Here is an 11,924-nt window from a genome sequence, read left to right as displayed (position 1 = left end):
CGCATTTAACAGCCGTCGAAGCAGTGCGTCGGCGGCTGCCATGCACTCACTGGCTTATTTAGCGCTCATGGTGAGAAGGCATGATTTGGAGGCAGGTACGCAGTACCCCTTGCCCGTGACAAACACGTAGCAACACTTCTGGCTTGCGCTACAACGCCAGGTCGACTGCTTACCGGTCAGACCTGTCGCCTTACACATTTGGCCGTGAGCTCTGGCGAAAGCCGGCGTGCCCACAGCAATCGAGGTCGCGATCATTGCAAATGTAATGGCAAAAGCTCGTGTCATGGTCTCATCTCCTCTAAGTTTACTCCCGTCAGAACTTTATGAGGAGATGTCGTCATACAGTGCGAATTGTGCGCATAAAGAGGGCCTTTCTATTCCCATGATGTATTGCCGACACAGCGTAGCATCGTGAAAGTCACGCGCTAGCTTCCGACGGATTCGCACGATTTCATCGCCGTCAAAAAAACTTATCCCCGCTCTCGCAACTGCCCGCATACTCGCCTCATCTTGCCGCGTGCGAAGGGCTCTAGGCTCGAGCTGGGATCCTGAGGGCGGTGGGAGCGTGCCGGACTGCCGGGGCCCATCAGCTGGAACCGGGGTCGTCTGCCGGCTGCGGTAGCCTTGAGAGGCGCCGTGGTTCAACGCCCGTTCGAAATCTCGGAATGCGCGGGCGGATGGCGGTGTCGACGGTTCGAAATGGGGGCCCACCCTCGTTGCACGTCGCGGATCGGCGAAGGCTGCATCCCGAACAGACAAACAAAAACGCGAGGCGTCGCCGATCTGCCCCTTCGCTTTATCTTTGGCCATCGGCGACTCTGCTACGCGGAGCCGGCCGCCGACGGCGTGTATGTTTCCGGGGAGGAGCGTTCTACTTAGCGTTGCCCGATGTCCCTGGCGATGCGCCGGTCGCAGAGGACGAACCCGACATCTTGCCCTGTAACTCCTTGACCATCGCCAAATGATGTTCGAGCGTCGGCAGCGTCTTTTCGGCAAAGCTCTTCACCTGACCGGCCGGACCGTTGGCAGAGTAATCTTTGAACAAGCCAACCGCATCTTTGTGCGCCGAGAGCTGTTCGTCGACATACGCCGCATCAAATCCGTTTTCGGTCGTGAACACGCGAAGTTTCGCGTATTTGGCCGTGTGCGCAATATCGAGGGCGTCTTTCGGCGCTTCGATCTTCGCCTCGGCAAGGCTTGCCTTGAAGTCCTGTCCGGCCTTCGTGTGGTCGTCGATCATCTGCTGGGCAAAGCTTTTGACGTCGGCCGCTTTGCCGTATTTGAGCTCAAGTTGGCTCGTGTCGATCTCGAATTTATTGGCCACCGCGACCTTGTCGATAAAGTCTTGCGTGGCTTGGGGCACGGTGTCAGCAACTGCTGTTGCTGCGGTGAGCATGAAAATGCCTAGGGCGAGTAGTTCCCGGCGCATGGCAGCGTCTCCTCTAACGAGCTGGCAGCCAAGCAACTTTATCGACGATGCTTCGTTCCGTAGAAAATGCGTCCGTTCGCACTGGCGCGATAGGCTGCGTCCCCGAAGGGTCCCGCCATCGGCAACGTTGGTAGGTGGGCGATTCATTTTTAGCGGAGGTCAAAAATTAGAACGGCGAATGGCCCGGCCCATTTCCGTGATCTTGGTAATACGACCAATCGCTGTGCCACCACTTGGCTGACGTCCAGTTCAAGGGCTTATTGAGTTTGCGAATGTCTTCGGCTGTGTAGTCGTGCCGCGCGATATCGAATAGATCTGCAATTTCAGCGCGGTGGGCAAGCCGCTGTTGTTCGACCAGCTTGAGATCAGGTATAATATCGGCAGTTTTGCAATAGGCGGAAAACGCATAAGGCCGAAGCTCTGGATGCGCTCGAATTTTTTCCAGTGCTCTCCTGATCTGTTGTGGGGAGTAGTGATCCGCTGGCCCATACGCCTTCGTCAGCAAGTCAGGCAAAATACTGACAATGGGCCTCAAAAAGCGTCGCTGTCGCCATCTGAAGAGGTACTGAAACATATTTCACTCCACAGGCGTCACCGTGTAGCCCGACTCGCGCAGCAACGCGACGAGTCCTGTCGGCCCCGGCAGATGCAGCGCGCCGACCGCAATGAAGGCGTTACCCTTATCGAGCAGCGGCAGCGCAGCATCGCGCATCCGCGCGTTGCGGTCGACGAGCAGAGATTTCTTGAAGCCGTCAAACACCGACGGCGAAATTCCGCTCTGCGCCGCCAGCGCCAACTGGAACGGCATTGCGGCACCGATCTGCCGCTTGACGTACATCTGCACCAGCGTTTCCGTCATGTCGTCGGCGCGATCGAGATATTTCAAACCGACTTTGAGCATCGCGATTTGCTGATCGTCGGGAACGGAGGCAAGCGCGCTGAGCTGATCCTCGATCGTCTCAAGTCCCGTGATGGCGATGCCGTGCTTTTGCGCTTCGGCCGCTACTTGCAGGTCGAGCACGGTCTTGCCCGCAGCGAGCTGCTTCCTCTCGCAGTCAGACGTGGCAAGCAGCATGCTGACGAGCCAGGGCTTCATCGACGCCGCCAGCTCTCCCGGCATGCCGGCTTTCGCCACGGTCTGCTGAACGTCCTTATATTCCTGGTCGGTGAGATCCTTTTTCAGCGACGCGCCATTCGTATAAACGATGAGCGCCGCCATCTTGCTCATCGCTGCAGCGACCGCTTTGTCCGAGAGATCGGCCACTTCGAGCGCAACCGATTTCGATTGCGCAATGTCGTCTTTGACCGTTGGCGACAGCGTCGCAACGCGCGGATCGCTGAGATGCATCGTGCCGAACAGATAGGAGGTCGGCACGTCCGGCTTATCTATTTTCCAGAGCATCGCTTGCGTGTTGGGCAGCGCGTCGCTCTCAGCCATCACTTTTTTGTAGATGTCGGGAGCCTTGGTCTGCATCTCAGCCAGCATGTCAGCGCCTTGGCATCGCGCTGGAGCGTCGTCGGCGAGAGCAATCCGCGGGCCGAGCGAAAGAAATGCCAGCACACTGACGATATGGCCAATGAAACGCAGGTTACGTGAAAACGTCATGGGTACTCGCAAACGAAACAGCAGATGGATGTCAGCGCCGCGCCGCCCGTGGATGGGCTTGGTCGTAAACGGCCAGCAGCCGGTCTCGATTGACCTCAGTATAGACTTGCGTCGTCGACAGTGAGGCGTGACCTAAAAGCTCCTGAATTTGGCGTAAATCGGCCCCCGCCGAAAGTAAATGCGTGGCGAACGAATGGCGCAGCGCATGCGGCGTCGCAGTATCCGGTAAGCCAAGCGTCCGCCGCAGTTTTTCCATCGCAAGCTGGATGAGCCGGGGCGACAACGGGCCGCCCCTGGTCCCCCGAAACAGCGGGCCATCAGCCTCCAGCGGATAGGGACAAAGCCCCATGTACGTGGTGATCGCGTCCGACACGACGGCCAGTGCTGGGACGAGCCGTTCTTTGCCGCCTTTGCCGCGGATGTGCATGATATCGCGGCCATTGATCGGGGCGGTCTTCGGCGTGAGACTCAAGGCTTCGCTGATGCGCAAACCGGCACCGTAGAGCAGCAGCAGCACAGCCGTATCGCGCGCCGCGATCCATTCTTTTTCTTCATCGCTCGCATCCCGTTCGATCAGCGACGCTGCACCCTCGACCGTCAGCGGCTTCGGAATCGAATGCGGAATTTTTGGCGCTGCGACTTGCAAAACAGCCTGGTTTTGCAGCGTATCTTCGCGTTCCAGCCAGCGAAAGAATGTCCTCAGCGCCGACAGCGATCGCGCGAGGGATCGCGATGTCAAACCGGCCTTGCGCCGGTTTGCCAGAAAGGCACGAAGCGTTCGCGCGTCGAGCCGTTCGAGATCGGCGAGACACGGCGGATGCCCGAGATACGATTTGAGGAAGGCAAGAAACTGCCGGGCGTCGCGCGCATAGGCCTCGCGCGTCGCCGCGCTCTGCCCCCGCTCGATGACGATATGATCGAGCCATCCCTCGACCACGCGCTTGAGGTCGCCACCGAGCGGCAGCTCCGCGTCGCCTGCCAGAATGTCGTCGAGCGATTGTGCCACCGGCCCACCTTGAGAAGCCTCACGACCCTTCGCAGGTTCGGTTAACAAGCCGTTAACAGCTACTTAGAGCACCTTGCCGGGGTTCAAAATTCCCTTGGGATCGAGGGCCTTTTTGATCGCCCGCATCATGTCGAGCTCGACCTCGGACTTATAGCGCTTCAGCACGTCGCGCTTCATTTGCCCGATACCATGCTCCGCCGAGATCGAGCCGCCAAGCTCGGTAACGAGTTCGAAGATCGCGTCCGACATGGTATCCCACAGCGCCAGATATTGCGCCTTATCCATGTGCTCGGGCTGCGTGACGTTGTAATGCAGGTTGCCGTCGCCGAAATGTCCGAACGGGACAGGGAGCGCTCCCGGACAAACGCCATCGACCACTTTTGCGGCGCGCTGAAGGAATTCGGGAATGAGCGCCACAGGCACCGAGATGTCGTGCTTGATGCTGCCGCCTGCACTCTTTTGCGCTTCCGAAAACGCCTCGCGCAGCCGCCAAAAATCTTCCGCTTGCCGAAGCGAACGCGCGATGGTGGCATCGCGAATGAGTCCCTGTCCATGCGCCGACGTCAGCAGCGGCTCGATGGTGTTCGCAATTCGCGTGCCCTTGCCGCCATTCGACAGCTCGATCAGCGCGTACCACGGATAATCGTCGGTGAACGGATCGCGCACGTTCGGCATGTATTTAAGCGCGAACTCCTGGGCCCGATGCGCCCAGAGTTCAAACGCCGTCAGTGACGATCCCGCTTCGGACTCGGCGCGGCGGAAAAGTTTCATCGCGGCGTCCGGTGTGTCGAAGGCGACGATGGCTGTCTCACGCTCGGCAGGCATCGGGAATAGTTTGAGGCTCGCCGCGGTAATGATGCCGAGCGTTCCTTCCGAGCCGATCAGGAGATCGCGCAGATCGTAACCGGTATTATCTTTTTTAAGTCGCCGGAGGCCGTGCCAGATGCGTCCGTCCGCCAGCACCGCTTCGAGACCGAGCGCCAGACTGCGCGCATTGCCATAGGCGAGAACAGCGGTGCCACCCGCGTTGGTCGCCAGCACGCCGCCGATCTGTGCGCTGCCTTCGGACGCGAGACTTAAAGGAAAGAGCCGGCCCGCGGCTTTGGCAGCATTTTGCGCTTCGGTGAGCGTCACGCCGGCTTCGACGATCATCGTCCCGCCAATGGCATCCACATTGCGAATGCCCTTAAGCCGCGCGAGCGACAGCACGATCTCGCTGCCGTCGCCTGATGGAATCTGTCCGCCGACGAGTCCCGTGTTACCGCCTTGCGGCACGACCGCGACATCCTCGGCATGCGCGAGCGTCAGAATGCGCGAAACCTCATCCGTCGAGCCCGGTCGCAGAACGACCGGCGTCGAACCGGTATAACGGTCGCGCCATTCGTGCAGATATGCGCCTTGATCTTCCGCGCGCGTCAGTGCGTTTGTTTCGCCGACGATTTTCGCGAAACGCGTGATCAAGCTTTCGGACAAGGTTTTTACGTGCACGTGCTCGTGCCTGCCTCACACGATGGTCTGGCCGGTCTTCTTCCAGTCGTTGACAAAGGCCGTAAGGCCAGCATCCGTCAGCGGATGCTTCACGAGCGACTTCAGAATGGCCGGAGGAATGGTGGCGACATCGGCGCCGATCATGGCTGCTTCTTTGACGTGGTTCACAGTGCGGATCGAGGCCGCCAGAATGTCCGTCGAAAGATCCGGATAGTTGTCGTAGATCGTGCGGATCTCGCGAATGACGTCCATGCCGTTCAATCCAATATCATCAAGACGGCCGATAAATGGCGAAACGAATGTCGCACCGGCCTTCGCCGCCAGTAGCGCCTGGTTCGCCGAGAAGCACAGCGTCACGTTGACCATCGTGCCCTCGCTCGTCAGCGCCTTGCAGGCTTTGAGCCCGTCCATCGTCAGCGGCACTTTGATCGTCACGTTCTTGGCGATCTTCCGCAGCACTTCCGCTTCCCGCATCATGCCCGCATAATCGGTCGCAGCCACTTCCGCCGAAACCGGACCCGGCACGACGGCGCAGATCTCACGAATGATGTCCTTGAAGTCGCGGCCCGCTTTTGCAACGAGGGTCGGGTTCGTCGTGACGCCGTCAAGCAGGCCCGTCGCCGCCAACTCCTTGATCTCGGCCACGTCGGCGGTATCGACGAAGAATTTCATTTCAATCTCCTCACCTCGTCCCTTAAGTCTTGGGAATCTGCCTTTGGTGCGCCCCAAGTTAGAGGCAAACCTAGCACGACCGATTCTCGGAGGAAGCTTCTAGTCCGTTGAACGCCCCTTTGGATAGCCTGCTTGAAATCCTGGATAACGGCGCGACACCCGGCGCCCGCAGCGTGCCGGTATTGATGCCGGTCGCGCTCGACCAGACTTACGACTATCTGGTGCCGGAAGGCATGGAAGCAGGCCCCGGATCCTTCGTGCTCGTGCCGTTTGGGCCGCAGACCCGCATCGGCATCGTCTGGGATGGCCCGCGCGGCGATGGCAAGCCGGTCGATCCCAAGAAGATGAAAGCCCTGACCAGCGGCATTGATGCCCCTCCCCTCCCCGAAATTTCCATGCGGTTCGCGGAATGGGTGGCCCGGTACACGCTGGCGCCGCTCGGTATGGTCGTTCGCATGATGATGAGTGCCGATACCGCATTCGAGCCGCCCAAGCATCGCTTTGGCGTCGCGATAGTCGAAGGCGCTGCGCCGCCCCCCAAAATAACGCCGGCCCGAACCCGCGTGCTGGATGTGGCCGCCGACGGCCTCGTGCGCGCCAAATCCGATCTCGCCGAACTCGCGGGCTGTTCGACCGGCGTGATCGACGGCCTCGCGGCGGCCGGCATGCTCGTTGAAGTCGCCATCCCCGAGCGCGTCTTCCCGCGCCCCAATCCAGCGCATGCGACGGCAACCTTCACCGCGGACCAGACCCGCGCCGTCGACTCCCTCAAAAGCGCTGTCGATGCGCAGAATTTCTCGGTCACGCTGCTCGATGGCGTGACGGGATCGGGCAAGACGGAAGTCTATTTCGAAGCCGTGGCCCGTGTGCTTGAAGCTGGACAGCAAACGCTGATCCTACTCCCTGAAATTGCGCTGACGAGCCAGTTTCTCGATCGGTTTGAGCGCCGCTTCGGCGTCCGGCCTGTCGAATGGCATTCGGCTTTGAGCCCTGCCGAACGCGGCCGCATCTGGAAGGGCATCGCGCGCGGTGACGTGCGTTGCGTCGTCGGCGCCCGGTCGGCGCTCTTCCTGCCGTTTTGCCAGCTCGGCCTGATCGTCGTCGACGAGGAGCATGACCAGGGCTTCAAGCAAGATGATCGCGTGCACTACCAGGGCCGCGACATGGCCGTCGTACGTGGCAGCCTTGGGAAGTTCCCCGTTGTGCTCGCCTCCGCTACGCCATCAATCGAAAGCCACGTCAACGCATTGATCGGCCGCTATCGACATGCCGTATTGCCCGGACGTTTCTCCGGCGTCGACATGCCGGACGTCTCGGCAATCGATTTGCGTGCCGAAAAACTGGAGCCCGGCAAGTGGCTGTCGCAGCGCCTCGTTCAAGGCATCACCGAGACGATGGAGAAAGGCCAGCAATCGCTGCTCTTTCTGAATCGTCGCGGCTACGCGCCGTTGACGCTTTGCCGGTCCTGCGGCCATCGCCTCGAATGTCCGCAATGTACAGCTTGGCTCGTCGAGCATCGCTTCAAGAAAAAACTGACGTGCCACCATTGCGGCTTCTCGCTCGCGCTGCCCGAGAAGTGCCCGAAGTGCGCGACACCCGGTTCGCTCGTCGCCTGCGGTCCCGGCGTGGAGCGCGTGCAAGAGGAAGTCGCCGAGCGCTTTCCCGATGCACGCGTCGCGCTGCTCTCGTCGGATTTGATCCCCGGCCTGACCGAGATGCGCGAGATCATCCGCAGCATCGAAGCCCGCGAATTCGACATCATCATCGGTACGCAAATCGTTGCCAAGGGCCACAACTTTCCGGGTCTCGCGTTGGTCGGTGTCGTCGATGGCGACTTGGGTCTCGCGCATGGCGCCGATCCGCGCGCAGCAGAACGCACGTTCCAGCTTTTGCATCAGGTGACGGGCCGCGCCGGGCGCACGAGCTTCGTCGGTCGTGGCTTGGTGCAAACCTATGCACCCGAACATCCCGTCATGCAGGCGATCGTTGCCGGTGACCGCGACGCCTTCCTGAATTACGAAGTGCGCACGCGGCAGGCCGGCCTTTTGCCGCCCTACGGCCGATTGGCTGCGATCATCATTTCATCGCGCGACAAGGCGCTGACGGAAACCGTCGCGCGTGACATCACACGCCGCGCGCCGCAAAGCGACGCGATCTCAGTTTTGGGCCCGTCGGAGGCGCCGATCTCGGTCGTGCGTGGTCGTTATCGCTGGCGCCTGCTCGTCAAAGCCCCGCGCGACGTCGATTTGCAAAGCTACCTCCGCGCCTGGGCTGGAACGATTCCAAAACTGAAATCCGATGTCCGCATCACTGTCGATATCGACCCCTACAATTTCCTTTGAGGCCGCAAATCGTGCGCATCCGCGGGCTCTGCGGCATGTTTGCCATAAGCGCGACGGCATCGTGAGACGCGTCGTTCATGTCATTCCGCGACGGCGTCAAATCGTATAAACGACGTGGGGCTGCGCGCCACTCAGGCGCGCCCGAAATGCACCGTCCTTGAAAGCCTGACATGCCGCTCCGCATAGCCGTTCAGATGGACCCGATCGACCGCATCGATATTCGCGGCGATTCGACCTTCGCCATTCTGCTCGAAGCGCAAAAACGCGGGCACGACATTTTCTATTACACGCCGCCCGATTTGGCGCTCCGCCAAGGCAAGCTACTCGCGCGCGGTCAAACGCTGAAGGTCGAGGATAAGCACGGGGCACATTACGCTCTGTCGGACCCGCGTGTCGTCGATCTCAGTGAGCGCGATGTTGTCCTGCTGCGCCAGGACCCGCCGTTCGATATGGCCTACATCACGACGACGCATCTGTTGGAACGCATCCATCCCAAGACGCTGGTGGTGAATGACCCTGCGCACGTTCGCAACGCGCCGGAGAAGCTTTTCGTCCTTGATTTCCTCGATCTGATGCCACCGACGCTCGTCACACGTTCGCTTGCCGACGTGCAGTCATTCCGCGCCGAATACAAAGACATCATCATCAAGCCGCTCTATGGCAACGGTGGCGCTGCAGTATTTCGCATCAAGCCCGAAGACGGCAACCTCGGCTCTCTCGTCGAACTGTTTCAAACCGTTTTCCGCGAGCCCTTCATGGTCCAGGAATATCGCCCCGAAGTGAAAGACGGCGACAAGCGCATCATTCTCGTCGACGGCGAAGTCGCAGGCGCTATCAATCGTGTTCCGCAAGCCGGTGAGACGCGCTCGAACCTGCACGTCGGCGGCACCGCTGCACCGGTCGAGCTCACCGCGCGCGACCGCGAAATCTGCGCGCGCCTCGGGCCGGAACTGAAACGCCGCGGACTTATTTTTACAGGCATCGACGTCATCGGGCCCTACATCACCGAGATCAACGTGACATCGCCAACGGGTATCCGGCAGGTGAAGGCCTTTGGCGGCAACGACATCGCGGCGATGATTTGGGACGTCATCGAAGCAAAACGACAAGCGAAAGTGTGAAGCGCGGATTTGAGGCGCACGGGGCAGCAAGGGACATCACGATGAAATCAATCATGATCGCAGGTGCCGCAGCCACTGCCTTCAGTTTTGCAGCCGCACTTCCTATCGAGGAAGCCAATGCCGTAACGGCATCGCCCTTCGCGTCGCTGATCGGCCGTTGGAGCGGCTCTGGCATGATCGGCTACAAATCGAGCCCACCCGAAAAAATCAAATGCCGCGCCACCTACCTCACGGCAGGCTCGGAAAACGAGATCAAGCAAACGATCCGCTGCGCGACTTCGGGCGGCAACGTTGAGATCATCAGCAATGTTAAGGAGACCGGCGGCAAGCTCTCGGGCCACTGGAAAGAGACGATTCACAATTTCGAAGGCGACTTGACAGGTGACGTCACTCCACGGGGCTTCCGCGTGATCGTGAAAAGCGCCGACGTGACGGCCAACATGGACATCATGGTGATGGGCAGTCGCCAGGCCGTCGAAATCCAATTCGTCAATTCGCAGTCGCTGCTCGGACTGACGCTTGCGATGACGAAGGGCTGAGCCGAAAGACGGCCGAGCGCATCAGCCTCATCGGCGTTGTCGGGCTGCTCATGTCGACCGCGAGCGTGGTGATAATACCGATCGGCGGAACAACCCTCGGGTTATATCAATTTAAGAGGGTCTGGAGATTGAGGCCCGTTAGCCTGCTGACGATCTCCGTACTGTCCGCCGGATGAAGCGAGGCACGCATGGAAGAGATCGAGAAACAAGCTCGTGAGTACCTCAAGGCTTTGTATGGCCTGGGAAAGTCTTCCGCCGACATCCTCGCCGTTCAAAATTTGCCCGCCATTCTCGCTTTCGCGCGCCAGAAAAGATGGATTGTCGAGGGCCCCGATGGCGGCCACGGACTATCTCCCCTGGGTGTCAGAGAGATCGCGCCGGAGTGAACACAGCCTCTCCTCAACAAATTGTTCCACGTTTGTTCTTGCCTTTGGCTCGGGATTGTCCTTTTAACAAACCCAGAATCGCTTTAGACAATGATCCTTTTCAGCATAAGGATCATTTTTATGGCTCGATGTTTCGTCTATTTCCTAAAAGGCATTGATGCAGCGACTGCTTCATCGCTGCTTATGGGTGTCCATCAGTTGATGACCGAAAAAAGTGCGGCAACTGCCGCATCAAGTAAGCCGTCTTGGGACGACATGACAATAGTTATGTCGTCAGGGGGCGGTGACGTAATTCCTGCCTTCGGGCTCTACAATGAGTTCATGGGCCTTACGGTCAAGCTTGCCACTCACAATGCTGGTGCAATCGACTCCGCCGCGATCCTTCCATTTATTGCTGGAAAAAAACGTACTGCGTCTGCAGCATCGGCGTTTTTCTTCCATCAGCTGCAGTGGACATTTCCTTCAAAGGACCAGCTAACGATGGGGACGATTTCGGACTCCAGTACTTGGCTTAGTCGCTATGAAGGGTTGATGGCTGAAGCTGTCGCTTCACGCACGAAACTGGACAAGAACAAGGTGCTGAGCCTGATGCGTGCAGGCACAAGTGTTGATGCCGCCCAAGCCAAGGAATTCGGCATAATTGATGGCATAGAAGAGCTGTCGTCGTCCCAGACACTCCGGAGCTACATTGCATAATCACTCCTGCCTCAGGGGGTATTCTATGGCCAGACCCATAGGTCATGCGTCCCTCCTATAAAAAGGCCCCCCTGACTTGGCGGCCCACTACTTTTGAAAAATGGAGATTGCCGATGAGCGAAGAGATACTGAAAAGCATTGATGAAGCCGCACAACGACAGGCGAAGGCATTGGAAGAGATCGCAAGCGCGCTGAAGGGCATCGCGACAAGTCAGGGCCGGGTGATTGTCGAGCTTGCGAATATCAGAGCCGCCGCGGCACGCAGGTAAATGCTTGGAGAAAGAAATGTCAGACGACCACTTCACGAAGAATTCGAAATTGATCAGCATCGAATCAGGATCTTTGCCGAATTCGCGCGATCCTGCTTGGATCGTGAAAATGGGATACTTCTCAAACGGACATGATCCTGAACCGATGCTGGCTGTTACCTGGCATTTGCCCAAGAAGCAGTACGACGAGGCGGGGCTAGTAACAGTTGCACGACATTATCTTCACCGCCTTTGCTCAGATCTCGGTCAGGGCACCGCCGCATGGAAATTAGATGATGAGCAGTTTGAGGCGGTGACGAAAGCTAAGCCCCCGTCCGGGGACAAAACCAAAGCTGCATAATCTAAGTTCCTTACAAGAAAGCCCGCTCAC

13 protein-coding genes are annotated in these 11,924 nt (G+C 59.1%); 7 read left to right on the top strand and 6 right to left on the bottom strand.

The genetic code is table 11. The features are described from left to right. Positions 1–871: 871 nt before the first annotated feature. The 6 genes from HYPMC_RS20895 to fsa all read right to left on the bottom strand — a co-directional run bounded on the left by HYPMC_RS20895 (position 872) and on the right by fsa (position 6,201). Entirely contained in the window at positions 872–1,429 is a 558-nt protein-coding gene (locus HYPMC_RS20895) for a DUF4142 domain-containing protein (protein ID WP_013950117.1), read from the bottom strand. Between the two features lie 166 nt (positions 1,430–1,595). Then, positions 1,596–2,003 (bottom strand): DUF6559 family protein, encoded by a 408-nt coding sequence (locus HYPMC_RS20890; RefSeq protein WP_013950116.1) that lies wholly within the window; start codon positions 2,001–2,003, stop codon positions 1,596–1,598. A 3-nt stretch (positions 2,004–2,006) separates the two neighbouring features. Then, positions 2,007–3,035, bottom strand: a complete 1,029-nt coding sequence (locus HYPMC_RS20885) for a TraB/GumN family protein (protein ID WP_013950115.1) — start codon at positions 3,033–3,035, stop codon at positions 2,007–2,009. Positions 3,036–3,066: 31 nt separating this feature from the next. Next, positions 3,067–4,041, bottom strand: coding sequence for a tyrosine recombinase XerC (locus tag HYPMC_RS20880; RefSeq protein ID WP_024274952.1), 975 nt, complete (start codon positions 4,039–4,041; stop codon positions 3,067–3,069). 63 nt (positions 4,042–4,104) lie between these two features. Further along, positions 4,105–5,529 carry an FAD-binding oxidoreductase gene (locus HYPMC_RS20875; RefSeq protein WP_013950113.1) on the bottom strand — a complete coding sequence of 475 codons (1,425 nt, stop codon included), beginning with the start codon at positions 5,527–5,529 and terminating at the stop codon, positions 4,105–4,107. 15 nt (positions 5,530–5,544) lie between these two features. Continuing rightward, complete coding sequence (gene fsa / locus HYPMC_RS20870; RefSeq protein ID WP_013950112.1) at positions 5,545–6,201, bottom strand: fructose-6-phosphate aldolase; 657 nt, start codon at positions 6,199–6,201, stop codon at positions 5,545–5,547. A gap of 107 nt (positions 6,202–6,308) precedes the next feature. Between fsa and HYPMC_RS20865 the strand changes: the two genes are divergently transcribed. The 7 genes from HYPMC_RS20865 (at position 6,309) to HYPMC_RS20840 (ending at position 11,894) form a co-directional block, all read left to right on the top strand. Then, the gene (locus HYPMC_RS20865; protein WP_013950111.1) at positions 6,309–8,543 is read left to right on the top strand and encodes a primosomal protein N'; all 2,235 of its coding nucleotides are present in this window, start codon (positions 6,309–6,311) and stop codon (positions 8,541–8,543) included. A gap of 170 nt (positions 8,544–8,713) precedes the next feature. After that, positions 8,714–9,664, top strand: a complete 951-nt coding sequence (gene gshB, locus HYPMC_RS20860; protein WP_013950110.1) for a glutathione synthase — start codon at positions 8,714–8,716, stop codon at positions 9,662–9,664. A 41-nt stretch (positions 9,665–9,705) separates the two neighbouring features. Beyond that, positions 9,706–10,203, top strand: coding sequence for a hypothetical protein (locus tag HYPMC_RS20855; RefSeq protein WP_013950109.1), 498 nt, complete (start codon positions 9,706–9,708; stop codon positions 10,201–10,203). Positions 10,204–10,391: 188 nt separating this feature from the next. Beyond that, the gene (locus tag HYPMC_RS20850) at positions 10,392–10,589 is read left to right on the top strand and encodes a hypothetical protein (protein ID WP_013950108.1); all 198 of its coding nucleotides are present in this window, start codon (positions 10,392–10,394) and stop codon (positions 10,587–10,589) included. A gap of 90 nt (positions 10,590–10,679) precedes the next feature. Then, a complete protein-coding gene (locus HYPMC_RS20845) occupies positions 10,680–11,285 on the top strand; it encodes an ATP-dependent Clp protease proteolytic subunit (protein ID WP_041300468.1) in 606 nt (201 codons plus the stop codon). Between the two features lie 113 nt (positions 11,286–11,398). Then, on the top strand, positions 11,399–11,554 hold the full coding sequence (locus HYPMC_RS24405) for a hypothetical protein (protein ID WP_013950106.1): 156 nt from the start codon (positions 11,399–11,401) through the stop codon (positions 11,552–11,554). 16 nt (positions 11,555–11,570) lie between these two features. Beyond that, positions 11,571–11,894 (top strand): hypothetical protein, encoded by a 324-nt coding sequence (locus tag HYPMC_RS20840; RefSeq protein ID WP_013950105.1) that lies wholly within the window; start codon positions 11,571–11,573, stop codon positions 11,892–11,894. Positions 11,895–11,924 lie beyond the last annotated feature (30 nt).

The sequence above is a fragment of the Hyphomicrobium sp. MC1 genome (genome assembly GCF_000253295.1).
GTDB lineage: Bacteria > Pseudomonadota > Alphaproteobacteria > Rhizobiales > Hyphomicrobiaceae > Hyphomicrobium_B.
Note: the sequence above shows the minus strand (reverse complement) of the source record. Positions and strands in the feature narration are given on the sequence as shown.

Coding starts and splice junctions, on each gene's coding strand:
- HYPMC_RS20890 (WP_013950116.1), bottom strand. CDS start 2,003: ATGTTTCAGTACCTCTTCAGATGGCGACAGCGACGCTTTTTGAGGCCC.
- HYPMC_RS20850 (WP_013950108.1), top strand. CDS start 10,392: ATGGAAGAGATCGAGAAACAAGCTCGTGAGTACCTCAAGGCTTTGTAT.
- HYPMC_RS20845 (WP_041300468.1), top strand. CDS start 10,680: ATGATCCTTTTCAGCATAAGGATCATTTTTATGGCTCGATGTTTCGTC.
- HYPMC_RS20895 (WP_013950117.1), bottom strand. CDS start 1,429: ATGCGCCGGGAACTACTCGCCCTAGGCATTTTCATGCTCACCGCAGCA.
- HYPMC_RS20885 (WP_013950115.1), bottom strand. CDS start 3,035: ATGACGTTTTCACGTAACCTGCGTTTCATTGGCCATATCGTCAGTGTG.
- HYPMC_RS20855 (WP_013950109.1), top strand. CDS start 9,706: ATGAAATCAATCATGATCGCAGGTGCCGCAGCCACTGCCTTCAGTTTT.
- HYPMC_RS20840 (WP_013950105.1), top strand. CDS start 11,571: ATGTCAGACGACCACTTCACGAAGAATTCGAAATTGATCAGCATCGAA.
- gshB (WP_013950110.1), top strand. CDS start 8,714: ATGCCGCTCCGCATAGCCGTTCAGATGGACCCGATCGACCGCATCGAT.
- HYPMC_RS24405 (WP_013950106.1), top strand. CDS start 11,399: ATGAGCGAAGAGATACTGAAAAGCATTGATGAAGCCGCACAACGACAG.
- fsa (WP_013950112.1), bottom strand. CDS start 6,201: ATGAAATTCTTCGTCGATACCGCCGACGTGGCCGAGATCAAGGAGTTG.